This window comes from Actinoallomurus oryzae (assembly GCF_039541955.1).
In the GTDB taxonomy this organism is placed as follows: Bacteria; Actinomycetota; Actinomycetes; order Streptosporangiales; family Streptosporangiaceae; genus Actinoallomurus; species Actinoallomurus oryzae.
The window spans coordinates 230,682-254,696 of sequence record NZ_BAABHF010000016.1 but is presented as its reverse complement, the minus strand read 5'-3'; the positions used below and the strand labels follow the sequence as shown (position 1 = coordinate 254,696).

At 70.9% G+C, this 24,015-nt stretch carries 17 protein-coding genes; 14 read left to right on the top strand and 3 right to left on the bottom strand.

The features are described 5' to 3' along the window. Nucleotides 1-11 precede the first annotated feature (11 nt). Complete coding sequence (locus tag ABEA10_RS11810) at nucleotides 12-1,724, bottom strand: AfsR/SARP family transcriptional regulator (protein ID WP_425550894.1); 1,713 nt, start codon at nucleotides 1,722-1,724, stop codon at nucleotides 12-14. Between the two features lie 463 nt (nucleotides 1,725-2,187). Beyond that, nucleotides 2,188-2,655, bottom strand: coding sequence for a UTRA domain-containing protein (locus tag ABEA10_RS11805; protein ID WP_345461662.1), 468 nt, complete (start codon nucleotides 2,653-2,655; stop codon nucleotides 2,188-2,190). Between the two features lie 247 nt (nucleotides 2,656-2,902). Between ABEA10_RS11805 and ABEA10_RS11800 the strand changes: the two genes are divergently transcribed. The 11 genes from ABEA10_RS11800 to ABEA10_RS11750 all read left to right on the top strand — a co-directional run bounded on the left by ABEA10_RS11800 (nucleotide 2,903) and on the right by ABEA10_RS11750 (nucleotide 19,385). Then, on the top strand, nucleotides 2,903-4,291 hold the full coding sequence (locus ABEA10_RS11800) for a serine hydrolase domain-containing protein (protein ID WP_345461659.1): 1,389 nt from the start codon (nucleotides 2,903-2,905) through the stop codon (nucleotides 4,289-4,291). A gap of 36 nt (nucleotides 4,292-4,327) precedes the next feature. Beyond that, a complete protein-coding gene (locus ABEA10_RS11795; protein ID WP_345461656.1) occupies nucleotides 4,328-5,923 on the top strand; it encodes an ABC transporter substrate-binding protein in 1,596 nt (531 codons plus the stop codon). Nucleotides 5,924-5,941: 18 nt separating this feature from the next. Continuing rightward, nucleotides 5,942-6,949, top strand: a complete 1,008-nt coding sequence (locus tag ABEA10_RS11790) for an ABC transporter permease (RefSeq protein ID WP_345461653.1) — start codon at nucleotides 5,942-5,944, stop codon at nucleotides 6,947-6,949. Between the two features lie 3 nt (nucleotides 6,950-6,952). Next, on the top strand, nucleotides 6,953-8,896 hold the full coding sequence (locus tag ABEA10_RS11785; RefSeq protein WP_345461650.1) for a dipeptide/oligopeptide/nickel ABC transporter permease/ATP-binding protein: 1,944 nt from the start codon (nucleotides 6,953-6,955) through the stop codon (nucleotides 8,894-8,896). 191 nt (nucleotides 8,897-9,087) lie between these two features. Further along, nucleotides 9,088-9,834 carry an ABC transporter ATP-binding protein gene (locus ABEA10_RS11780; protein WP_345461647.1) on the top strand — a complete coding sequence of 249 codons (747 nt, stop codon included), beginning with the start codon at nucleotides 9,088-9,090 and terminating at the stop codon, nucleotides 9,832-9,834. Between the two features lie 65 nt (nucleotides 9,835-9,899). Beyond that, nucleotides 9,900-13,196: a serine hydrolase gene (locus ABEA10_RS11775; RefSeq protein ID WP_345461644.1), complete on the top strand. Its 3,297-nt coding sequence runs from the start codon at nucleotides 9,900-9,902 to the stop codon at nucleotides 13,194-13,196. Continuing rightward, nucleotides 13,193-14,323, top strand: a complete 1,131-nt coding sequence (locus ABEA10_RS11770) for a M20/M25/M40 family metallo-hydrolase (RefSeq protein WP_345461641.1) — start codon at nucleotides 13,193-13,195, stop codon at nucleotides 14,321-14,323. Before ABEA10_RS11775 ends, ABEA10_RS11770 begins: the two co-directional genes overlap by 4 nt. A 52-nt stretch (nucleotides 14,324-14,375) precedes the next feature. Continuing rightward, entirely contained in the window at nucleotides 14,376-15,248 is an 873-nt protein-coding gene (locus ABEA10_RS11765) for a GNAT family N-acetyltransferase (protein WP_345461638.1), read from the top strand. Next, on the top strand, nucleotides 15,245-16,351 hold the full coding sequence (menC, locus tag ABEA10_RS11760; protein ID WP_345461635.1) for an o-succinylbenzoate synthase: 1,107 nt from the start codon (nucleotides 15,245-15,247) through the stop codon (nucleotides 16,349-16,351). The genes ABEA10_RS11765 and menC overlap by 4 nt, the downstream gene beginning before the upstream one ends. Nucleotides 16,352-16,406: 55 nt before the next feature. Further along, a complete protein-coding gene (locus ABEA10_RS11755) occupies nucleotides 16,407-18,119 on the top strand; it encodes a PucR family transcriptional regulator (protein WP_345461632.1) in 1,713 nt (570 codons plus the stop codon). Between the two features lie 99 nt (nucleotides 18,120-18,218). Further along, the gene (locus tag ABEA10_RS11750) at nucleotides 18,219-19,385 is read left to right on the top strand and encodes a serine hydrolase domain-containing protein (protein ID WP_345461629.1); all 1,167 of its coding nucleotides are present in this window, start codon (nucleotides 18,219-18,221) and stop codon (nucleotides 19,383-19,385) included. 66 nt (nucleotides 19,386-19,451) lie between these two features. On the opposite strand, the gene ABEA10_RS11745 is transcribed toward ABEA10_RS11750, so the two are convergent. Then, nucleotides 19,452-20,105 carry a class I SAM-dependent methyltransferase gene (locus ABEA10_RS11745; RefSeq protein WP_345461626.1) on the bottom strand — a complete coding sequence of 218 codons (654 nt, stop codon included), beginning with the start codon at nucleotides 20,103-20,105 and terminating at the stop codon, nucleotides 19,452-19,454. Between the two features lie 597 nt (nucleotides 20,106-20,702). On the opposite strand from ABEA10_RS11745, the gene ABEA10_RS11740 reads away from it, so the two are divergent. From ABEA10_RS11740 to ABEA10_RS11730, 3 genes are read left to right on the top strand one after another with little or no spacing between them, the layout of a single operon-like run. Beyond that, entirely contained in the window at nucleotides 20,703-22,568 is a 1,866-nt protein-coding gene (locus ABEA10_RS11740; protein WP_345461623.1) for a glycoside hydrolase family 15 protein, read from the top strand. Then, complete coding sequence (locus ABEA10_RS11735; protein ID WP_345461620.1) at nucleotides 22,552-22,863, top strand: hypothetical protein; 312 nt, start codon at nucleotides 22,552-22,554, stop codon at nucleotides 22,861-22,863. The genes ABEA10_RS11740 and ABEA10_RS11735 overlap by 17 nt, the downstream gene beginning before the upstream one ends. Further along, nucleotides 22,860-23,969, top strand: coding sequence for a glucose 1-dehydrogenase (locus ABEA10_RS11730; protein ID WP_345461617.1), 1,110 nt, complete (start codon nucleotides 22,860-22,862; stop codon nucleotides 23,967-23,969). Before ABEA10_RS11735 ends, ABEA10_RS11730 begins: the two co-directional genes overlap by 4 nt. The last annotated feature ends 46 nt before the right edge of the window (nucleotides 23,970-24,015 follow it).

Genomic DNA, 24,015 nt, shown 5'->3' with positions numbered 1-24,015 from the left:
GCCGATCCATCTCAAAGGATCACGCGGTCCTGCCCGAAGTGAGGCCGAAGCTCGGCGAGTTCCGCGGCGTAGGCGCGCATGAAGCCGTTCATGGCGTAGCGGCCAGGTGCCCGCTCAGCGAGCAGGCGGACTCGCGCGAGCGTGTCAAGGCACGGCCCGACATGGCTCGCCGGTCGCTGTACCAGCGGTGCCACCGCTTCAACGGTGAGGTCGTCCGCGGTGAAGCCGCCAAGCGCGCGAAAGAGGTCGGCGCATTCGGGGCTGAGCGCCTCGTAGGACCATGAAAGGGCGGAACGGACGTCGAGGGCCGGCTCGCCGTCGTTCGTGAACGCGTCAAGGAAACGCGCCTTGGACCGGATGTCGGCGGCGATGGACGCCACGGGCATGGAAGGGCGGTAGGCCGCCTTCGCGCCGACGATGGACAGCGCCAGCGGCAGGCCCTCACACAGGTCGGCGACATCCGCGGTCGCCTCAGGCTCTGCCCGCGCTCGCGCACCGCCGAATGCGTGGACGAGGAACCGGCGGGACTCGTCCATGCTCAGGGGCTCCAGAGAGATCGCCGCCGCCTGATGCGTCACCACCAGGCCCGGCAGCTGGACGCGGCTGGTGACCATTGCGATCGAGCCGCCCGCCCCCGGCAGAAGGTCCCGCACCTGCTCGGAGTCCCGGGCATTGTCCAGGACCACCGCCACCCGGCGGTTCGCCAGGATCCCACGGAAGAGGACGGCTCGTCGCTGTGTGCCTGCCGGAACCTTCCCGGCAGGCACGCCGAGCGCTTCCAGAAACTCTCCCAGCACGTCCATCGGGTCCCGCGCCCGTCTCTCGGGTCCGAAGCCCTGCAGATCCACGAAGAGCTGACCGTCCGGAAACCGGTCCGCCAACCGGTGGGCCATGTGGACCATGAACGCCGTCTTGCCCACGCCCGGCATGCCGTCGACCACGACGGTGACCGCCGACGGCGGTCGCGTCGCGCCGGTCACCAGCCTCATGACCGATTCGGACTCCTCATCTCGTCCAACGAAGCAGGGGAGATCCCCCGGCAACTGGGCCGGAGGGAACGATGCCGCGCACAGATGACCAGGAGAGACCCCTAGGCCCAGATGAGGCAGCTGCAGCTGGTCCGTGAGGATGAGTTCGTGGACCTTCCTCAGCCTCGGAGAAGGGCCGATCCCCAGGCCCTCGCGCAGCGTGTGGGTGATCGTGTGGAAGGCGGTCAGCGCTTCGGACTGTCGTCCGGCGCCGTACAGGGCGATCATGAACAGCTCGCAGAGGCGCTCTCGCAAGGGGTGCTCGCTGACGAGCGCCGACAGCTCCGCAGCGGACTCGACGTACCGCCCGCGCTCGACGTCACAGGCGAGCCGCCCTTCGAGCGATGCAAGGCGCAACTCGCCGAGAAGGGTGCGCTGCGCTTGAGCGTGGGGCCCGGGAACCCCCGCCAATGCCGGGCCGCGCCACAGCGCCAGTCCGGCCGCATAGAGGGTCGACGCCGACGTCACGTCACCCGCGGCCTCGGCCGCCCTGGCCTCCGAGAGAAGGCGTTTGAACCGGTTGACGTCGAGGGCGTCCGGATCGATGCGGAGAGAGTAGCCGGCTTCTGACAAGTGGATGTGGTCGTTTCCCGCCACCTTCAACGTGCGTCTGAGCCGATAGACGTACGTACGGATCGATCCGATCGCCGAAGCCGGCGCGTCCTCTCCCCACACATCGTCCACGAGCGCCGACATACTCGCCGGAGCCCCTCCCCGCAGCAACAGTGAGGCCAGCACAGCGCACTGCAGTGGTTGGCCGGGGGAGAGCTCGAGCTGACCCATGCGGACGCTTGTGGGTCCGAGCAAGGAAAACTCTGCATCCACGGACAACAGGTCAACACCGTCCAAAATGACTCTGGGATACGCATCGAGGAGGCGGCGGCTCTCATCCGGTCAGCCAGGCCGCAGCGGGCGCAGCCAGGGGGCAAGACCACAAAAAGGTACACCGTCCGTTGCCTGAGTCAAGACTATATAGTCCCATTTGTATCGACTACAGGCCCCCCGGGGTGCCCGCAACTGCGGGGGCAGCGACTTGACTCCCTTCGCCGACTCGCGGGATGACGGGACTCGATGGTCCAGAACATGCCTCACGACGGACCCACGGATGTTCCCTGGGCCGGCCCGTCGGCCGATCACTGACCGCCTACGAGGTCGCGGGTCAGACGGCGTAGGAGTCGATGACCTGGTGGAGGTCGCCGGGGAACGCCAGGTCGAGGGCGAGGACCGGCCGGTCGGAGGCATCCATGACCGTGGCGAGCAGGCCGAGCACCGGGGCGCGCCGTGAGATGGCGAGCCCGGCGGACTCCGCGCTCGTCGGCAGGCGTGACGTCAGGCGTTCGGTGACGTTCCGGAGGGACTGCCCGGCGGAGGCTGTGAGTTCACGCAGGCTCTTGTCGAGCGGTTCCACCCGATCCAGACCCGTGGCCAGCGCGAGTTCCGGCCTCAGCCAGAGGCTGACGAAAACGATCGGTGTGTTCTCGGTGTCCTCTCGGACGATCACTCGCTGCCGCAGGACCAGTGCTGCTCCGACCTCGACGGCCAGCAGGCTCGCGACCTCCGAGCGCGCCGGACGCTGCTCGGCCAGTGTGACCTTGCCCGGGTCGTCCGCCTCGGCGCGATCGAGCAAGGACAGGACCGGACGTGCTCGCTCCGGGGATGCCGACTCGACCATCAGCGTACGGACGGATTGCGGGGGCGGGTCACGCGCCAGGGAGATTCCACGTTCGCACCCTATCCTCGCGCGGCAGGGCTCCACAGCGTGCCTGCCGGGCGCGTTCGGTGCCGAATCTGGTCGGATACGACCAGTGGGCACGTTGTGAAGTTGTCGGCGACGACGAACTTTTCGTGTGGCATTGTGCCTAGCATCACCACGCATGGGCAACCTTGACGACATTCAGGCGTGGCTTGATGAGCGGCTCCCCCTGTTGCTCGAGGAGCACGATGTTCCGGGCGCGGGGTGGGCCGTCGCGCAGGGCGACCAGGTGGCCGACGGAGCGGCCGGGTTGCTCAGCAAGGCGACCGGGGTGGAGGCGACCGCGGATTCGGTCTTCCAGATCGGGTCGGTCACCAAGCTCTGGACCAGCACGCTGGTCATGCAGCTGGCCGACGAGGGCAAGATCGACCTCGACCGGCCGGTGCGTACCTACCTGACGGAGTTCCGCGTCGCCGACGACGAGGCGTCCGCGCAGATCACCGTCCGGCAGCTCCTCAACCACACGGCAGGGTTCGAGGGGGACATCTTCACCGACACCGGGGTGGGCGACGACTGTCTCGAGAAGTACGTCGCGACCCTGTACGAGGTGCCGCAGCTGTTCCCGCCCGGCGAACAGTTCTCGTACAACAACGCCGGCTACTGCGTGCTCGGCCGGCTCGTCGAGGTGCTGCGCGGGCAGCCGTACGACGCGTGCCTGCGTGAACACCTCATCGCGCCGCTGGGGCTCACGCACACCGCCACCAGTCCCTATGAGGCGATCATGTTCCGTGCCGCGATGGGCCACATCGAGATGGAGCCGGGTGCCGGTTACGTGCCGGCGCCGATGTGGGCCATGGCGCGGTCGAACGCCCCGGCCGGTTCGATGTTCGCGATGCGGCCCCGCGACCTGGTCGCCTTCGCGCGGATGCATCTCGAGGACGGCCGGGCGGCCGACGGCACCCGGGTGCTGGCCTCCGGGACCGCCGCCTGGATGCACGACCGGCAGGTCGACCTGCCCGAGCTGGGGCTCATGGGAACGTCGTGGGGCCTCGGTTTCGAACGGTTCGACACGCCGGCCGGCACCATCATCGGCCACGACGGCAACACCATCGGGCAGGCCGCCTTCCTGCGGATGGTCCCCGAGGCGGGGGTGGCCGTCGCACTCCTGACCAACGGCGGCGACGCCGTCTCGCTCTACCGCGACGTCGTCGGCCACGTCCTCGGCGAACTCACCGGCGTCGGTCTGCCCGCCCTCCCCGTCCCGCCCGCCGAGCCCCGGCGGATCGACGCCGAGCGGTACGTCGGCACCTACTCGGCTCAGGTCTTCGACCTCACCGTCAGCCAGGACGACGATCAGCGGATCTGGATCCAGCAGACTCCCAAGGGTGCCTTCGAGGAGATGGGCGGGCGGGCCGAGCGCAGTGAACTCGTCCACTACCGCGACGACATGCTGATTCCGATCCAGGCCGATCGCGGCATGCACATGCCGCACGCGTTCGTGGGCGACGACGGCACCGGCCACGCGCTGTATCTGCACCTCGGCCGCGCGGTCCGCCGCGCCGGCGCCTGACTACCGAACCCCGTCACGAGAAGGTACAGAACAGCCATGAAGCCGACCACTGTAGGCACTTACGGCGTTTGTCTCGCTCTGGCCGCAGCCGCGCTCGCCGGCTGCGGGGGCGCCTCGAACCGCAGCGGGAAGGCCGAGATCGTCGACGGCGGCACCTTCACCCTCGGGCTCTCCTCCGACCCCGGCGGCCTGGACCCGCAGATGGGCGCGGGCACCTCTCTCTTCACCGTCACCCAGTTCGCCTACGACTCGTTGGTCAGCGTCGACGGCAGGACCGGCGAGATCCAGTCGGCGTTGGCCAAGAGCTGGCAGGTCCAGCCAAAGTCCGTCACGCTGACGCTGGCCGACGGCATCACCTGTTCCGACGGCACTCGCCTCACCGCCTCCGCCGTGGCGAACAACCTCAACTTCGTCGCCGATCCGAAGAACAAGAGTCCCTTCCTGGGGACCTTCCTCCCCGCCGGCACCACGGCGAAGGGCGACGACGCCACCCGCGTGGTGACGCTCACGCTGGCCCGGCCGGCCCCCTTCGTCCTCAACGGACTGTCCGGGTTGCCGATCGTCTGTCCGGGCGGCATGGCCAGACGGTCCTCGCTGAAGACCGCGACGGCCGGCACCGGACCCTACAAGCTGGTCGAGGCCGCGCCGGGTGACCACTACACGTACACGATCCGCGACGGATACACGTGGGGTCCGAACGGTGCGACGACCGCGACCAAGGGACTGCCGAAGACCGTCGTGATCAAGGTGGTCGAGAACGAGACCACCGCGGCGAACCTGCTGCTCTCGGGCGGGCTGAACGCCGCTCAGGTCGCCGGGCCCGATGCGGACCGCCTGGAGAAGGCGGGCCTGTACGCCGCCAAGACCCCGGCTCTCGTCGGAGAGCAGTGGTACAACCACCGCGCCGGCCGGGTGACCGGCGACCCCAGGGTCCGGAAGGCACTGACTCAGGCACTCGACCTCGGCCAGTTGCAGAAGGTGCTCACGTCGGGCCACGGCACCGCGGCGACCACGCTGGCCGCGAACGAGCCGGTCGCCTGTCCCGGCGACTCGGTCTCCCACGCTCTGCCGGCCGGTGACCCCCAGGCGGCGGGCGCCCTGCTCGACCAAGCGGGCTGGACCAAGGGAGGCGACGGCAGGCGCACCAAGGGCGGCAAGCCCCTGAAACTGACCTTCCTCTACCAGAACAACAGCGGCAGTGGCGGCGACGCCGCGGCCGAACTGGCGGTGAGGCAGTGGAAGGCGATCGGCGTGGAGGCCACCGCGCACAGCCAGAACGAGACGACGTTGACCAGCGCCCTCTTCGGCGCCGGAGACTGGGACGTCGCCTGGGCCTCGGTCAACGTCAACAGCCCGGACCAGCTCGTGCCCTTCCTCTCCGGGCCGGCGGCGCCGCAGGGGAACAACTTCGCCGCGATCTCCGACCCGGACTACGACGCGGCGGTGAAGTCGGCGATGAAGATCCAGGGCGTGGCCGGCTGCCGCGACTGGCTCGCCGCGGAGTCCGGCTTGATCGCCAAGGCGGACGTCGTACCGTTCGCCGGCAAGGTCGTGCGCACGTTCGGCAAGGCAGCGGAGTTCCAGACCCCCGGCCAGCTCATCCCGACCAGCATCCGCATGCTGGCGAAGTAGCGAAGGGTGGCAGGGGACATGTCGGTGACCTTGACCGCCCCGAGCCCGTCCGCGGACCCGGCGCGACCGCGGTTCTGGGCTCTTCCGTGGGTACGGTTCGGCGTCCGGCGCCTGGGGCGGCTGCTGGTCTCGTTGTGGGTTCTGGTGACGGCGTCCTTCGCGATGATCCACCTCATCCCCGGGGACCCGGTGCGTGGAGCGCTCGGCCCCACCGCGCCGGCGGACCTGGTCGAGGCTCGCCGGCACGCCCTGGGCCTGGACGATCCGATCCTCATCCAGTACCTGCACTATCTGAAGGGGCTGGTCACCGGAGACCTCGGCATCTCGCTCGCCTCCCGGCTGCCGGTCTCCGACGTGGTCGCCCAGCGGCTGCCCGCCACGCTCTTCCTGGCCGTGCTCGCGTTCCTGGCCGCCGTGGTCCTGGCGATCCCGCTGGGCGTCGTCATGGGTGTGCTGACCCGGCGTGGTCACGGGCGGCGGACCGAACTCGCCTTCACCACGACCAGCATCATCGTGGCGACCATTCCGGACTTCCTGATCGGTGTCGCACTGGTCTACGTCTTCGGGATCCAGCTCGGGTGGCTGCCCGTCGCCGGTGACGACACCGCGTCGGCGTACGTGCTGCCGGTGTTCTCGTTGGCGATCGGGCCGACGGCGATCCTCGCCCGCATCGTCCGCGTCGAGATGGTCCGAGTGCTGGAGGCGGACTTCGTTCGCACCGCCCGGGCCAAGCGCCTGCCCGCCCGGGCGATCTACGTGGGCCACGCTCTGCCCAACGCCGTCACCGCCGCGCTGACGGTCGGCGGGCTTCTGCTGAGCGCGCTGGTCGCCGGCACCGTCCTGGTCGAGAACGTCTTCGCCTGGCCAGGTCTCGGCAGCACGATCGTGCGGTCCATCCTCACCAAGGACTACCCGGTGGTGCAGGCGATCGTCCTCGTGTACGGCGTCGGCGTGCTGATCATCAATCTCGTCGTCGACGTCGCCCTCGCCCTGCTCGATCCCCGCTCGAAGATCCGGGAGGACTGACGGATGCAAGGACGCTGGACGCGGGTCGTCCGCACGCCGCTGGGCCTCACGGCGACGGTGCTCATGGTGGCGGTCGTCGCGCTGGCCGTCCTCGGACCGGTTCTGTGGGGCTCCGGCGCCGACTCCGTCGACACCGACGCCATCTTGGCCCAGCCGTCCGCCGAACACTGGGCGGGAACGGACAACCTGGGCCGGGACATCCTCCTGCGGGTCCTCGTCGCGTCCCGGCTGTCGATCTCGCTCGCGCTGCTCGCCATCGTGATCACGGTGGTCGTCGGGTTGCTGCTCGGGTCGGCACCGTTCGTGCTCGGCCGCCGGTCCGGTCGGCTGGTGTCGGCCGGGGTGAACATCGCCGTCGCGTTCCCGGGGTTGCTGCTGGCACTGTTCTTCGCGGTCGTTTTCGGTGTCGGCGCCACCGGTGCGGTCCTGGCCATCGGGCTCGCGGGTGCTCCGGCGTTCGGGCGCCTCACTCAGACGCTCGTTGCCGGGGTCGCCGCGCGGGACTACGTCGCGGCCGCGCGCACGGTGGGGGTCGGCCGGTTCCGGATCCTGGTCCGCCACGTGCTGCCCAATATCGCCGAGCCGCTGGTCATCAACGCCACCATCGGCGCCGGCACCGCACTGCTGTCCTTCGCCGGATTGTCGTTCCTCGGCCTCGGCGTCCAGTCGCCCTCCTACGACTGGGGCCGCCTGCTCTACGACGGCATCGGCACGATCTACGCGAACGCGGCGGCGGCGCTCGCCCCCGGGGCGGCGGTGCTGCTGGCCGGGCTGGCGTTCAACCTCTTCGGCGAGTCGGTCGCCAAGGGGCTCGGCATCCCCGTCGGCGTCGGCCTGCGCGTCGTGGTCCCCCGACGCGCCGGGTCGGCGAGCGGCCCGGAGCGTACGGGCGACGGCGAGGATCCCGGGGACCGGTCGTCCGATGTGGTGCTCGACGTCCGCGACCTCGAGGTCACCGTGTCCGGGCCTTCGGGTCCGGTACGGCCGGTCCGCGGGGTGTCCTTCGACGTACGCCGCGGCGAGGCGGTCGGCATCGTGGGGGAGTCGGGGTCCGGCAAGTCCATGACCGCACTGGCGATCACCCGGCTGCTCGCCGACCAGGGCCACGTCGACGCCTCCCGGCTCGAATTCCTCGGGAACGATCTGCTGGCGCCGGACACCCCGGTTCGGCGCCGGATGCTGGGCACCACGCTGGCCATGGTCTTCCAGGACCCGATGACCGCGTTCAACCCCACCCGCCGCATCGGTGCCCAGCTGGCGGAAGTGGCAACGCATCACCAGGGCATGAGCCGCCGGGAAGCGGTGGCCCGCGCCGCCGACCGGCTGACCGCGGTGCGGATCCCGGACGCGGACACGCGTGTCCGCCAGTATCCCCACGAGTTCTCCGGCGGGATGCGTCAGCGAGCGATGATCGGCATGGGACTGATGGGCGCCCCGGCGCTGATCGTCGCGGACGAGCCGACCACCGCCCTCGACGTCACCGTGCAGCAGCAGGTGCTGGACCTTCTCGCCGAGATCCGCGAGGCGGACGACGTCGCGCTGATCCTGATCAGCCACGACGTCACGGTCGTCGGCGAGGTCTGCGACCGGATCCTGGTGATGTACGCCGGCCGGATCGCCGAGGACCTGCCGGCCGCCGATCTGGCCGCCGCCCGGCACCCCTACACCCGGGCGCTGGTCGACGCGGTGCCCGACATGAACACGGACCCCGACGAGCCGCTCGCGACGATCCCCGGCCGCCCGGTCGACCCGGCCGACGTGCCGGCCGGCTGTGCCTACGCCGCCCGGTGCCCGCTCGCCGACGCCCGCTGCCAGGCCGAGGACCCGCCGCTGGTCGCCGACCCGGCGGGCTCGCCACGCCATCGCGTGGCCTGCTGGCACGCGGGCGAGCCGTTGCCGGCCCCACCGGACGACCGGATCATCGACGAACTGGTGGAGTCGCCATGAGCGAGCGAATCGGCAAGCGCGCGTGCCCGGTCACTCCTTCGACGAAGGAGGGCTCATGAGTGAGCGAAGCGAGCGAATCGAAGAACACGCGTGTCCGGTCACTCCTCCGACGAAGGAGGGCTCATGAGTGAGCGAAGCGAGCGAATCGAAGAACACGCGTGCCTGGTCTCTCCTTCGACGAAGGAGGACTCATGAGTGAGCTGTGCTTTGACGATGTCACGGTCCGCTACGGCCGGACGACCGCCGTCGACGGGGTCAGCCTGACGGTGCCGGAGGGGGCGGTGGTCGGGCTCGTCGGCGAGTCCGGCTCCGGCAAGTCCACGCTGGCCCGGGCCGCCGTCGGCCTGGCTCCGCTCAGCCGCGGCCGGATCACCCTCGGTGGCGCGCCGGTCCCGGCCCGAGGCCGGCCGCGTCCGCTGCAGATGGTCTTCCAGGACCCCTACTCGTCGCTCGACCCGCGGATGACGGTCGGCCGATGCGTGGCCGAGGCGATCCCGCCGGGCGGCTCACGCGCCGACCGGCGAGCCGAGGTCGAGCGGCTGCTCGAACTGGTGCACCTGAACCCGGCCTGCGCCGGCGTCGTCCCGTCCCGCCTGTCCGGCGGCCAGCGGCAGCGGGTCGCGCTGGCGCGGGCACTCGCGGCACGTCCCCGCGTGATCATCGCTGACGAGATCACCTCCGCCCTGGACGTCTCGGTCCAGGGCGCCGTGCTCAACCTCGTCCGTGAGCTCCAGCGTGAGCTCGGCCTGGCGATGCTGTTCATCTCCCACAACCTCGCGGTCGTCCGCTACGTCGCCTCGCACGTCGCGGTCATGCGGCACGGCCGGCTCGTCGAGCAGGGACCGACGGCACGCGTGCTCACCGAGCCCGGTCACGACTTCACCCGCGAACTGCTCGCCGCCGTACCCGGGCGAACGACACGAAGGAGCAGGCCATGAGCGAGCGAAGCGAGTGCATCAATGAACACGGCGCCCCTGGTCACTCCTCCGACGAAGGAGCACTCATGAGCCGACGACTGCGCATCGAGGACCTCACCGACCTGGCGGTGCCATCGCTTCCGGCGCTGTCGCCGGACGGAAGCCGGATCGCGTACGTGCTGCGGACCCTGGACGCGGCCGGCGACCGCACCGTCGATCAGCTCTGGCTGGTCGGCGCCGCCGGCGGCGCGCCCCGCCGCCTCACCTCCGGTCCGGCCGACACCGCGCCGGCCTGGTCGCCGGACGGCCGCCGGCTCGCCTTCCTCCGCGACGGGCAGCTCGCCGTGCTCGACACCGGGGGAGGGGAGCCCGAACAGGTGACCGACCTGCCGCTCGGGGCCGGGGCTCCGTACTGGAGCCCCGACGGCCGCCGCCTCGCCTTCACCGCGCGGGTCGACCCGACCGGCGGCACGCGGGGACCGATGGTCTCCGACGGCCTCGACTACCAGGCCGACGGGGAAGGGATGTACGGCCCGGTGCGCCGGCAACTGCACGTCCTCGACCTGGACGGCCGTGAGGTCCGGCAGGTCACCGACGGGCCGGAGAGCGCCGGTACCCCGGCATGGTCGCCCGACGGCACCGTCCTCGCCTTCACCCGCGGGGCCGGCGCCGACAGCGACCTGCGCTACCGCACCCCCGTGCATCTGCTGGAGGTGGGCACACCGCACGCCCGGCCACGCGTGCTCGCCTTCGCCGACGGGGTGGCCGCCACCGTTGGCTGGGCCGCCGACGGCTCGGCGCTGCTCGTGGTCGGCTGGTCCGGCGACCCGGTCGGGCACGCCCACCTGTACCGGGTCGCCACCGTCGGCGGCGAGGTCACCGACCTGTCGGACCCGCTCGACCGCAACGTGATGCCCGGCGCTCCCGCCTATCCCGGCGGCCTGCCGCACGAGCACGAGGGCCGGATCTATTTCTGCGTCCGTGACCACGGCTGCACCCACCTGTGGTCGGTCACGACCGACGGCGATGACGCGCGCCCGGTCGTGGCCGGGCCCGGCCGCGTCGTTTCGGGGCTGTCGGTCGGCGGGGGCCGCGCCACGGTCGCGCTCACCACCCCCACGTCATTCGGCGAGATCGCGGTCGTGGACCTGGTGACCGGGGTCGAAACCGTGCTGACCGACCATGGCGCCGCACTCGCCGACGTGGACCTGTACCCCCGCGAGGAGCGGTGGTTCACCATCTCCGACGGCACCGAGGTGCAGGCCTGGCTGATGCACGACCCCGCGCGCAGCGGCCCGCGGCCGGTACTCCTCGACGTGCACGGCGGCCCGCACAACGCGTGGAACGCGGCCGCGGACGAAATCCACCTTTACCACCAGGAGCTGGTCGACCGCGGCTGGGCGGTGCTGCTGGTCAATCCGCGCGGCAGCGACGGATACGGCGAGGCGTTCTACGACGGGGTCCGCGGTGGCTGGGGCGTCGCGGACGCGGCCGATTTCCTCGAGCCGCTCGACCGGCTCGTCGCCGAGGGGTTCGCGGACCCCGACCGGCTCGCGGTGGCGGGCTACAGCTACGGCGGCTTCATGACCTGCTGGCTGACCGGCCACGACGACCGGTTCGCGGTGGCCGTCGCCGGCGGCACGGTCAGCGACCTGGTGAGCATGGGCGGCTCCAGCGACGACTGCCACTTCCTCAGCGTCCACGAACTCGGCGGCACCCCGTGGCAGAAGCCCGCGGAGTACGCCGCCATGTCACCGCTCACCCGAGTGGCCGACGTCCGCACGCCGACCCTGCTGCTGCACGGTGCCGCCGACCTGACCTGCCCGCTCGGGCAGGCTCAGCAGTGGCACACCGCGCTTCGCGAGCGAGGCGTCCCGACCCGGCTGGTCGTCTACCCGGATGCCTCGCACGTCTTCATCCTCCTCGGCCCGCCCTCGCAGCGGCTCGACTTCAATCACCGTGTGCTGGACTGGCTCGAACAGCACACCGGGCGGGCGGGCCGGGCTCGCATCGACGGCGCCCACTGGCAGCGGCGGCTGGCCCGGCTCGCCGAACGGCACGACGTGCCCGGCGCACAGCTCGGCATCCTCCGCATCGGGTCGAACGACGACGAGCTGGTCGAGGCCGCACACGGCGTCCTCCACGTCCGCACCGGCGCACCGGTCGCCACCGACTCGCTGTTCCAGATCGGCTCGATCACCAAGGTCTGGACCGCGACCGTGGCGATGGCCCTGGTCGACGAGGGGTTGCTCGCACTGGACACTCCGGTCGCCGAGGTTCTGCCCGAGCTGCGGCTCGCCACCCCCGAGGTCACGAAGTCGGTCACGGTGCGGCACCTGCTCACCCACACCAGCGGCATCGACGGCGATGTCTTCACCGACACCGGCCGCGGCGACGACTGCCTGGAGAAGTACGTCGACGTTCTCGGCGGGGCCGGGCAGAACCACCCGCTGGGCGCGACCTTCTCCTACTGCAACTCCGGCTACGCGCTGCTGGGCCGGGTGATCGAGAAGGTCACCGGGCAGACCTGGGACCAAGCGCTACGCGACCGGCTGTACACGCCGCTGGGCTTGACGCACACGGTGACCCTGCCGGAGGAGGCGCTGCTCTTCTCCGCCGCGGTCGGTCACGAGGAGCGCGACGGCAGGCTCGACACGGCGCCCGCCTGGATGCTGCCCCGCTCGATCGGCCCGGCCGGGCTGATCACCTCGACCGTCGCCGAGGTGCTGGCGTTCGCGCGCCTGCACTTGACCGGCGGGCTCGCGCCCGACGGCACGCGTATCCTCAGCGCGGAGAGTGCCGCCGCCATGGCCGCGCACCAGGCCGACCTACCCGACAAGCACGTCCTCGGCGACTCGTGGGGGCTCGGCTGGATCCGGTTCGGCTGGGACGGGCACCGTCTGATCGGCCACGACGGCAACACTCTCGGCCAGGCGGCCTTCCTGCGGGTGCTGCCCGAGCAGGGGCTCGCCGTCGCCCTGCTCACCAACGGCGGCCACGCCCGCGACCTCTACGAGGACCTGTACCGGGAGATCTTCGGCGAGGTCGCCGGCATCACGATGCCGGAGCCGTTCGCGCCGCCGCCCGAACCGGTGACCGCCGACGTGGCACCCTACGTCGGCGTCTACGAGAGGACCGGCGTCCGGATGGAGGTCGAGAACGGCCCGGAGGGACCACTGCTCCGCACCACCATCACCGGCCCGCTCGCCGAGCTGGTGCCCGACCCGGTCGAGGAGCACCCGTTGGTCCCGGTCGGTCCGGCGCTGTTCGCCGTCAAGCCGCCCGAGGCGGAGACCTGGGCGCCGGTCACGTTCTACGAGCTGCCGGCCGGTGAGCGATACGTGCACTTCGGCGTACGCGCCACCCCGAGGGTGGATCGATGACGGCCGCCCTTCGCGACCTGCTCGCCGACGCACGCGCCCTCATCGAGTGCGAGTCACCCTCCACCGACCTGGCGGCCGTCGCACGCTCGGCCGAGGTCGTCGCCCGGGTCGGCGCCGCACGCCTCGGCGTCGCGCCCGAGCAGATCGTGCTGGACGGCCGGACGCATCTGCGCTGGCGGCTCGGCGCCAGCCCGTCACGGGTGCTGCTGCTCGGCCACCACGACACGGTCTGGCCGCTCGGGACGCTGACCGACCACCCGTGCACCGTCGAGGACGGGATCCTGCGCGGACCCGGCTGTTTCGACATGAAAGCCGGCCTGGTCATGGCGTTCCACGCGGCCGCCGGTCTCGACGGCGTCACCCTGCTCGTGACCGGCGACGAGGAGATCGGCTCGCCCAGCTCCCGCGAACTGATCGAGCGGGAGGCCAGGGCGGCGACGGCCGCCCTGGTATTCGAGGCGTCCGCCGACGGCGGCGCCATCAAGACCGAGCGCAAGGGTGCCGCACAGTACGAGGTGCGCGTCGCCGGGCGCGCCGCCCACGCGGGGCTCGAACCGCATCGTGGCGTGAACGCCACCCTGGAGCTGGCCCACCAGGTGCTGGCCGTCAGCGAGCTCGCCGACCGGACGGCCGGCACCACGGTCACGCCGACCCTCGCCCGTGCCGGCACCACCACCAACACCGTCCCGGCCGAGGGGGCCTTCGCCGTCGACGTACGGGCCAGGACCGTCGCGGAACAGGAACGGGTCGACCGGGCGATCCGTGCTCTGCGGGCCACGGTGCCCGGTGCCCGCGTCGAGACGACCGCCGGCCCGAGCCGCCCTCCGCTCGAGGCGGCGGCCTCGGCGCCGCTCTACGCGTTGCTGTGCCGGATCGCCACCGACCGGGGACTGCCCGAGCCCGCTCGGGCCGCGGTCGGCGGCGCGTCCGACGGGAACCTCACCGCCGGCGTCGGCACGCCCACCCTGGACGGCCTCGGCGCGGTCGGCGGCGGCGCGCACGCCGCCGACGAACATGTACTGGTCGAAGAGATGCCCGCGCGGACCGCGCTGGTGCGCGCGCTGGTCGAACAGCTGCTGGCGGGCTCGCCGGACCCGCTCGCCACGTCCGCCACGGCACGACCGTGACGACCCCCGACGAGCTGAGGAGCAGGAACGCCATGACCGCGAAGGAGGCCCCGTGACCGATATCAGCGCCGCGGCCGCGGAGCCGGTACTGGACCACGCGGCGCGGGCCGCGGAGGCCGCGGCCCGGGCGGCCGGCGTCTCGGTGCGCGAGCTCACCGACATCGCCGAGCTCACCGGTGTGGTCAGCCTGTTCGCCACCATCTGGGGCCGCTCCGCGAACCCGCCGGTGACCATCGAACTGCTGCGCGCCTTCACCAAGGCCGGTAACTATGTGGCCGGCGCGTTCGACGGCGACCGTCTGGTCGGCGCCTGCGTGGGCTTCTTCGCTCCGGCGGGCGGCGCTCTGCACAGCCACATCGCCGGTGTCTCCACGGCCGCCACCGGTCGCAGTGTCGGCTTCGCGCTCAAACTGCACCAGCGGGCATGGGCACTGCTTCGCGATGTCTCCGAGATCGCCTGGACGTTCGACCCGTTGGTGGCCAGGAACGCCTACTTCAACCTCGTGAAGCTGGCCGCGCGACCGGTCGAGTACCTGCCGAACTTCTATGGCCCGATGGTGGACGCCATCAACAGCGACGGCGAGTCCGACCGGCTCCTGATCCGCTGGCGACTCCGCGACCGCGCGGTGGCCCTCGCCAGCCTCGGGGGCGGCGTCGGTGAGGTGGCCGAAGACGAGCTGAGGGCGGGCGCCGTCCTCGCACTGGGCATCGCCGAGGACGGCAGCCCGGTACCCGGCAGGCTCGACGGTGCCACCTCACTCGTCGCGGTGCCCCGGGACATCGCGGCGCTCCGCGCCACCGAACCAGGGCTGGCCCGGCGCTGGCGGCTCGCCGTGCGCGAGGCGCTCACCGACCTGACCGGACGCGGTGGCCGGATCGACGGCTTCGACCGCACCGGCTGGTACATCGTACGGAGGGAATCATGAAACTCACCGGCGTCGAACTGCGACGCATCTCCATGCCCCTGGTCGCGCCGTTCCGCACGTCGTTCGGAACCCAGACCGCCCGCGACATCCTGCTCGTGCGCGTGACGGCGGACGACGTCGAAGGCTGGGGCGAGTGCGTGGCGATGACCAGCCCTCTCTACTCCTCCGAGTACGTCGACGCGGCCGAGGACGTGCTGCGCCGGTTCCTCGTCCCGGCAGTGCTGGCCGCTGGGCCGCCTTCGGCTCACTCCGTCGCCGAGGTCCTCGCGCCGTTCAAGGGCCACCGCATGGCCAAGGCGGCGCTCGAGATGGCCGTACTGGACGCCGAACTACGCGCCGAGGGCCGCTCGTTCGGCCGCGAGCTCGGTGCCGTACGCGAACGGGTCCCGTGCGGCGTCTCGGTCGGGATCATGGACAGCATCCCCGAGCTCCTCGAAGCCGTCGGGGGCTACCTCGCCGAGGGCTACGTCCGCATCAAGCTCAAGATCGAGCCCGGCTGGGACCTCGAGCCGGTTCGCGCCGTCCGCGAGCGGTACGGCGACGACCTCCTGCTCCAGGTGGACGCCAACACGGCCTACACCCTGGCCGATGCGCGACAGCTGGCCCGGCTGGATCCCTTCGACCTCCTGTTGATCGAGCAGCCCCTCGACGAGGAGGACGTGCTCGGCCACGTGGAGCTGGCCCGGCAGATCCGGACGCCGGTCTGCCTGGACGAGTCCATCGCCTCGGCCCGCGACGCCGCGGCCGCGATCCGGCTGGGCGCCTGCCAGGTGGTGAACATCAAACCCGGGCGGGTCGGCGGGTACCTCGAGGCCCGTCGGATCCACGACGTCTGCGTGGCACACGGCGTACCGGTGTGGTGTGGCGGAATGCTGGAGACCGGGCTCGGCCGGGCCGCCAACGTCGCGCTCGCCGCCATGCCAGGGTTCACCTTGCCCGGCGACACCTCGGCGTCCGGGCGGTACTACGCCTCGGACATCACCGAGCCGTTCGTGCTCGACGACGGTCACCTCGAGGTGCCCACCGGCCCGGGGCTCGGCCTGGTGCCGGTGCCGGACCGGCTCGCCGAGGTCACCACCGCGGCCGAGTGGCTCACCGCGTGAATGGTCGAACACGACAAAAAGCAGCCTCATCTGGCGGATTCGGCTAGTTGACGGCGTGGGGCGCGTCTACCGTGAGACCGTGCAGCACGGCGGCACCGCGCGTCCCCGCGCGAATCTCGGACGGGTCGTCGATGACCTGGGCGCGACTCTGCTCGAGCTCGTGCACGGCGACCCCGACCGTCCCGGAGAGATCAGCGCTGTCGTCTTTCACGACCCGCTCGATCAGCCCGTACTGCCGCCCCACGCGCTGGTGCTCGGTATCGGCGTGGAGGCTCCCGGTCACGTCGCCGCTCTCCTGCGCACGCTGGGGCACCAGAACGCGGCCGCACTCGTCCTCCGTGCGCCGTTCCCGCTCACCGACGAGGTACGGGCCGCCGCCGACGAAGCCTCGGTCGCCGTGCTCGGCCTGCGCCGCGGGGCCCCGTGGGGCCACCTCAGCGAGATGCTCCGTTCTCTGCTCAACCAGGGTGCGGGCGGGGGGTCCGCCGAGGAGGAGTCGCTTGGCGGACTGCCCGCGGGTGACCTTTTCGCGGTCGCCAACGCGATCGCGGCGCTTCTCGACGCACCGATCACCATCGAGGACCGCAACTCCCGCGTGCTCGCCTTCTCCGGCCGCCAGGACGAGGCCGACCCTTCCCGCGTCGAGACCATCCTCGGCCGGCAGGTGCCGGAGCGGTACGCGCGGGTCCTGCACGAGCGCGGAGTCTTCCGGGATCTGCTCCGCAGCGACCAAATCGTCTTCATCGACCCCATCTCCGACAGGATGGGCGGCTTCACGCTGCCACGCATCGCCATCTCCGTACGCGCGGGTGACGAGGTGCTCGGTTCCATCTGGGCAGCGGTACCCGCCCCTCTCAGCGACGAGCGCAACGAGGCGCTGCGAGAAGCGGCCAAGCTGGTCGCACTGCACATGCTCAGGGTCCGTGCCGGCGCCGACGTGCAGCGGCGGATGCGGGCCGACCTGCTGAGCACCGCGCTGGAGGGCGGCGTCGGTGCAGGTGAGGCGCTCGAGCGGCTCGGTTTGTCGGGTCAGCCGCTGCTGGTGCTCGGCGTGGCTCTCGACGAACGAGGCCGGCGCTACGACCACTCCGACAGCGCGGCCGTGGTCCACGATCGGCAGTCGCTCAGCGACGCGTTCGCCCTGCACCTGTCCGCGGTCCACCCCCGTTCCACGGCGGCGGCGATCGGTGCGGTCACCTACGGGCTGGTGCCCATGACCGGAGCCGCGGAGAAGGCGGAGACACGCGCGGTGCGGATCCTCCAGGACTTCCTGGATCGGGTGGGGGACCGGCTGCCGCCGATCACCGCGGTGGGCCCGGTGGCACTCGACCTGTCGGAAGTGGCCCACAGCCGCTCCTGTGTCGACCGGGTCCTGCGGGTGCTCCGCGACGGACGCATCCATCGGCGGATCGGCCGCTTCGACGAACTGCAGGGCGAAGCACTGGTCTCGGAGCTGCGCGACCTCGCCACGGCCCGGAGTGAGGAGCCGACGGGAGCGTTGGCACGGCTGATCGACTACGACCGTCGGCACCGTGCCAACCTCGTCCAGACACTCCGCGCCTGGCTGGACGCGTTCGGTGACGTCGTCGTGGCTTCCGAATCGGTCGCCGTCCACCAGAACACCTTCCGGTACCGGCTCCGACGGGTCGCCGAGATCGGGCAGTGCGATCTCGGCGATCCCGACCAGCGCTTCGCCATGATGGTGCAGCTGCGGGTGCTCCGCGTCGACTCGCCGCCCGGCAACGGGCGCCGCCCCGGCGCCTCGTAGTGGTGCTCATGGCGCCCCGGAGAGGTACAGGCTGCTACACCGTGAACTGACCCCGCTGCACCATCGATTGTGGTGCGTCCCGTGCCTAGCGTTTCCGGCATGAGAAATCATCGCTTCCGCCGCCGTATCGCCGCCGTCGCCGCCATGGGTGGTCTCGCGGTACTGGGCAGCCTGGTGACGCCCGGCCCCGACTCCGTCGCCGACGCCCTCACCTCGCGGCTCCGTCCGCCGGCCGATCCCGTGCAGCAACGCCTGGACGGGCTGGTGCGCGATGACGGGTTTCCCGCCGCCCTGGCCGCCGTGCGCGATCGGAGTGGGCGTGTCCGTAACTACACGGCCGGGGTCAGCGACCTGACGACGCGGGCGAAGGTGCCGGTGGACGGGCAGGTGCGGATCGGGAGCAACACCAAGACCTTCACGTCCGTGGTCGTGCTGCAGCTCGTCGGTGAGGGCAAGGTCGGCCTCGACCGGCCGATCGAGACGTACCTGCCCAAGCTCATCCGCGGTAACGGCATCGACGGTCGGCACATCACCGTACGGCAGCTTCTCCAGCACACCAGCGGACTGCCGAACTACACGAACTTCCTGGCCAACGGATTCCTGCCCTTCCAGCACACCTACTTCGAGCCGCGTGAGCTGCTTGACATGGCCCTGGCGCGGAAGGCCGACTTCGAGCCGGGCACCAAGTGGGAGTACAGCAACACGAACTACGTCGTCCTCGGGCTGCTCATCGAGAAGATCACGAGCCGACCGCTGGTGGAGGAGATCACCCAGCGGGTGATCGACCGGGCCGGGCTGCGCCACACCTACTTCCCGAATGTCGGCGACCAGACCATCCACGAGCGGCACCCCCACGGCTACACGCGGGACAAGCCGGACCAGCCGCTCACCGACGTCACCGAGCTGGACCCCTCGTGGGGCTGGGCCGCGGGCCAGATGGTCGCGACGCCGAGTGACGTCGACCGGTTCCTCTCCGCGCTACTGGGCGGCCGGCTGCTCAAGCCCGCGCAGCTGAACGAGATGCGCAAAACCGTCGACGCCCCCGGCCTGTGGCCCGGCGCCCGGTACGGGCTCGGCCTGATCAGCACCCCGTTGAGCTGTGGCGGCCTGGCCTGGGGCCACGGCGGCGACATCGACGGCTACCACTCCAGTGACGCCGCCACCGACGACGGCCGCGCCGCAACCGTCGCCGTCACCCGACTGCCAGAGACCGACGGGCAGATCAACCACCTGCAAGCCGCCATCGACAGCGCCCTGTGCGCGTGACCCCGCCAACTTGAACAAGCCACACCGGTCGCCGCCACTCCAGCGTCGTACCGACGGTGGAAGGCCTCATCCGAGGTCGGCTGGGATCGGCGGTCGGGCGGCGGTACCGAGGATCTGTGGTGATACGGGGAACGGTAGCCCGGTGTCGGCGGTGCTGAGCCGGTCGATCTGCTGGATCACGAATCCCGCGCGTTCGATCGCCGTGGTGGTGTCGCGGCCGCAGTGGCAGCCGCCCGCCAGGAACGGGAACACCGTGGCGTCCAGCGCCTTTTGCGCACGCTGTCGCAGGGGCCTGGGTGATCGCACGTGTTCGAGGAACCGTAGGTGGCCGCCGGGTTTGACGACACGGAACATCTCGGCGAGCGCGAGGTCCGGGTCTGGGACGCTGCACAGTACCAGGGAGGCGACGGCCGCGTCGCAACTGTTGTCCTCGGTGGGGAGGGCGGCGGCGAGTCCGTCGATCACCGTTATCGGCGTGGTGGCGCTCGCGGCGTTCTGCTCGGCGATGCGGCGCAGGTGTGGTTCTGGTTCGACGGCGATGACCTGGGTGACCGTGCTCGGATAGTAGGCGAAGTTCATGCCGTTCCCCGCGCCGACCTCGATCGCCCGCCCGGACAGATCACGCAGCAGCGTTCGACGGTACTCCGCGAGGCCGCGTTCCATCAGGCCGCTCGTACGGGCGTAGCAGCGGGCGAAGATCGGATGGTTGTGATGGCTCATGGAAACTCCCGTTCACGCGGCCTGGGGCGGAGCGACGGGCAGCCCGTCGCCGCGCCATTCGGGTAGCCCGCCGTTCATCGGGCGAGCGGCGTAGCCGTGAGAGCGCAGAAGTCGAACCGCGTCCGGGGACATGACGCAGTAGCGGCCGGCAGTAGGCGACGACCTCCATCCCTCTCGGTATTTCGTGCAGCCGATCGGGGAGCTGGTCGGGGGGAAGGCCGATGGCGCCGGTGGTGTGCGCGGCGCGACGGCCTCCGCTAATTCCAACATTCTTCGGAATATTGTAACGAGGACGTGACGGTGCTGGACGTGCCCGCGACCGCACTGGACCGCATCGGCGATCGATCTGGCGTCGACCCGCCGCGACGTGCTCGCGCGCCGGGTGCGGCGGCTCGTGGCCGCGACCAGGCCCGACCTGCGACGATTGCGAATATCGTTACTCTCTGTTACGATCTTTAGGTAGCATAGTGTCCAGCTCATGTTGCATGGCCTGGCGGCCTGGCTGGGGGATTTCTCCGTGGCGGCGGGCCCAGGGCGTAACATCGCCGCCTTCTCAGGTCCTGCACTGTGTCCGAGTCTCCGCACTCGGGAGCGCTGATGAGCACCACACCCATAGCCGACCTCGCGTTGGTGTCCGATCGTCATTCCGCCGGTCTGATCGGCCGCGACGGGTCGGTCGAGTGGCTGTGCTTCCCCCGGTTCGACGGCCCGTCCGTGTTCGCCCGACTGTTGGACGACGATGCCGGGCACTGGGTGATCCGGCCGTCCGTCCCTTACGAGACGACGCGGCGTTATGTACCTCAGACGATGGTGCTGGAGACCACCTTCCGTACCGGGAGCGGCACGGTCGTCCTCACCGATGCCCTGCTGACCGGCCCGGACGACGGCGGTCACCGGCTCGGTGCCGGGGTGCCGCACCTGCTCGTGCGGCGGGTGTCCGGCCTCGGTGGTGAGGTGCCGATGGAGATCGAGTACCGGCCCCGGCCAGAATACGGTCTGATCTGCCCGATCCTGTCCATCGTCGGCGGCGGCGTGACCGCCCGTGGCGGCGCCGAGTGGCTCGTGCTGACGACGCCGGTGCCCCTCGACATCGGCGACAGCACCGGATACGGCGTGTTCACGGTGCGCATGGGCGAGACACGGCACTTCGGTATGCACCGCTCGACGCTGGAAGAGACTCCCGCGCGGATGTGGGATCAGGCGGAACTGGCGGCCCGGCTGGACGCCACGATCGTTGCCTGGCGGTCATGGTCCAGCCTCCACCAGACCTACGACGGCCCGTGGCAGGACTTGGTGCACCACAGCGGACGGGTGCTGCAGGCGCTGTCCTTCCAGCCCAGCGGGGCGATCGTCGCGGCCGCGACGACGTCGCTGCCCGAAGGGATCGGCGGTGAGCGCAACTGGGACTACCGGTACAGCTGGGTACGGGACGCGTCGCTGACCATGGGCGCCCTGTGGGTCGCGGCCTGTCCCGACGAGGCGAACGACTTCTTCGCCTTCCTCACCACCGCCGCCCCGTCCCTTGGCACGGACCGCGCACTGCAGATCATGTTCAGCGTCTGCGGCGAGCATGACCTGAGCGAGCGTACGCTGCCGCACCTGCGCGGCTGGCGCGACAGCCGCCCGGTCCGCGTCGGCAACGGCGCGTGGAACCAGCGGCAGATCGACGTGTACGGCGAGTTGCTCGACGCGGCCCTGCGCCTCGAACAGCAGATGGGCGACATCGACGACGATGTCCGTCGCTTCCTCATCGCCTGTGCGGACACCGCCGCCGAGCGTTGGACGGAGAAGGACCAGGGCATCTGGGAGATGCGGGGGGAGCCGCAGCACTTCCTGTATTCCAAGCTCATGTGCTGGGTCGCGCTCGACCGCGGCATCGCCCTCGCCGGTCGTCTGCGGGCGCAGCACCGCGTCGAGTCCTGGCGGCGGACCCGAGCCGAGATCCGCGACAACCTGCTGCGCGAGGGCTGGAACGACCGGGTGGGGGCATTCACGCAGGCCTTCGGCTCGGACGAGTTGGACGCCAGCGCCCTCATGGTGCCGATCGTCGGCTTCCTGCCCGCCGGCGACTCGCGGACGCTGTCCACGATCGACGCCGTCGCGGACCGGCTCACTGACGAAAGGGGCCTGGTCTACCGCTATCGCACCGTGACCGGTGTCGATGGTCTCACCGACGGGGAGGGGACCTTCCTGCTGTGCACGTTCTGGCTGGCAGAGGCGCTCGCCCTGTCCGGGCAGGTCGGCCGGGCCAGGGAGGTGTTCGAGCGGGCCGCCGCGTACGCCAATGACGTGGGCCTGCTGTCGGAAGAGGTCGACCCGGACCGCGGCGAGTTGCTCGGCAACTTCCCGCAGGCGTTCAGCCACATCGGGCTGGTCAACGCCGCCTGGGCGATCGACGAGGCCGAACGGGCCTGCGGGCCGGTGGGCCCGGGCCGGGGGAACGGCGATGGCCGGGTGGCGTGAGTTCGCCGGCACGGTGCTCCTGCTGCCAGCCGTCAGCGCGATCGTCGCGGGCTTCGCGGCCGGCTCGCCGGTCGTCGGCGCGGTGCCGGACGAGGACCCACGACGGCTCATGACGGGTGCCCGGCCGCGGCCGCGGCGGCGGCGGCGATCGTCCACTCGCCGCCGGGCCGGATCAGCGGCGCCGCACGACAACGCTTACCGCTGCCGGTTCCTGAACCGCGCCTACACCCCACTCCGCGACCGCGTCCAGCGGCTCCGTCGTCACCACTGCTCACGGAGGGAGGACCGAAGATGAAGGCGATCGCCGTATGTCCCGGAAAGGCGGACAGCGCCCACGTCACGGACGTACCCAAGCCCGCCGTAACCGACGTCCCGGACGGTCACGGCGTCCTCGTCCGGGTCCTACGCGTCGGTCTGGACGGCACCGACAAGGAGATCAACGCCGGCGAGTACGGCACTGCGCCGGACGGCGAGGACATCCTGATCACCGGTCACGAGAGCCTCGGCGTCGTCGAGGAGGTCGGCCCGGCGGTGAAAGAGGTACGACCCGGCGACCTGGTCGTCGCCCGCGTCCGACGCGCCGGGGGCAGCCTGTACGACCTCATCGACACCCCGGACATGACGACCGACGAGGCCTATTTCGAGCACGGGATCAGCCGGGTGCACGGGTTCTTGAGGGAGTACTACGTCGAGGAGCCCCGCTATCTCATCCCGGTGCCCGCGGCCCTGCGGCACGTCGCGGTACTGCTGGAGCCCACGAGCGTGGCCGAGAAGGGCATCCTGCAGGCGTACGACATCCAACGCCGGCTGAAGGTGTGGCACCCGCGCCGCGCTGCGGTCCTGGGCGCCGGCACGATCGGGTTGCTCGCGACCATGATCCTGCGAAACCGGGGGCTTGAGGTCACCACCTTCGGCCTGGAGCAGGCCCCTTACCTCAACTCCGAGCTGGTCGAGGCGATCGGTGCCTCATACGTCAGCACCCGGGAGACCTCACTGGCGCAGGTCGCCGCGCGAGGTGGCGCGTTCGACCTGGTGTTCGAGGCGACCGGCTACTCCCCGATCGTGTTCGACGCGATGTGCGGGCTGCTCGCCAAGAATGGCGTGCTGATCCTGTCCAGCGTCACCGGCGGGATGCGGCGCAGCGAGGTGCCGTCCGACGCGATCAACCTGGACTTCGTGCTGGGGAACAAGGTGATGTTCGGCACGGTGAACGCGAGCCGGGAGCACTTCGAGGAGGGAGTCCGCGACCTCGCCATCACCGAGACCCGCACGCTCGGCTGGCTGTCCCGCCTGCTCACCCATCCGATCCCAGGCCTGGACCGGTACGACGACGCCCTCGCGGCGCTCGGCGAGCCCGGCGCGATCAAGGTGTACGTGGAGGTGTCCCCGGACAACGGGTGACGCGGGACCGGCGCCCTCGCCTCCGCGGCCGTCGCCGTCCGCGGAG

What these genes read in the sequence shown, in the direction of transcription:
- ABEA10_RS11785 (WP_345461650.1), top strand. Translation starts at nt 6,953, where the DNA reads ATGCAAGGACGCTGGACGCGGGTCGTCCGCACGCCGCTGGGCCTCACG.
- ABEA10_RS11810 (WP_425550894.1), bottom strand. Translation starts at nt 1,724, where the DNA reads ATGTCGGCGCTCGTGGACGATGTGTGGGGAGAGGACGCGCCGGCTTCG.
- ABEA10_RS11735 (WP_345461620.1), top strand. Translation starts at nt 22,552, where the DNA reads ATGGCCGGGTGGCGTGAGTTCGCCGGCACGGTGCTCCTGCTGCCAGCC.
- ABEA10_RS11795 (WP_345461656.1), top strand. Translation starts at nt 4,328, where the DNA reads ATGAAGCCGACCACTGTAGGCACTTACGGCGTTTGTCTCGCTCTGGCC.
- ABEA10_RS11750 (WP_345461629.1), top strand. Translation starts at nt 18,219, where the DNA reads ATGAGAAATCATCGCTTCCGCCGCCGTATCGCCGCCGTCGCCGCCATG.
- menC (WP_345461635.1), top strand. Translation starts at nt 15,245, where the DNA reads ATGAAACTCACCGGCGTCGAACTGCGACGCATCTCCATGCCCCTGGTC.
- ABEA10_RS11770 (WP_345461641.1), top strand. Translation starts at nt 13,193, where the DNA reads ATGACGGCCGCCCTTCGCGACCTGCTCGCCGACGCACGCGCCCTCATC.
- ABEA10_RS11800 (WP_345461659.1), top strand. Translation starts at nt 2,903, where the DNA reads ATGGGCAACCTTGACGACATTCAGGCGTGGCTTGATGAGCGGCTCCCC.
- ABEA10_RS11780 (WP_345461647.1), top strand. Translation starts at nt 9,088, where the DNA reads ATGAGTGAGCTGTGCTTTGACGATGTCACGGTCCGCTACGGCCGGACG.
- ABEA10_RS11740 (WP_345461623.1), top strand. Translation starts at nt 20,703, where the DNA reads ATGAGCACCACACCCATAGCCGACCTCGCGTTGGTGTCCGATCGTCAT.
- ABEA10_RS11745 (WP_345461626.1), bottom strand. Translation starts at nt 20,105, where the DNA reads ATGAGCCATCACAACCATCCGATCTTCGCCCGCTGCTACGCCCGTACG.
- ABEA10_RS11730 (WP_345461617.1), top strand. Translation starts at nt 22,860, where the DNA reads ATGAAGGCGATCGCCGTATGTCCCGGAAAGGCGGACAGCGCCCACGTC.
- ABEA10_RS11790 (WP_345461653.1), top strand. Translation starts at nt 5,942, where the DNA reads ATGTCGGTGACCTTGACCGCCCCGAGCCCGTCCGCGGACCCGGCGCGA.
- ABEA10_RS11775 (WP_345461644.1), top strand. Translation starts at nt 9,900, where the DNA reads ATGAGCCGACGACTGCGCATCGAGGACCTCACCGACCTGGCGGTGCCA.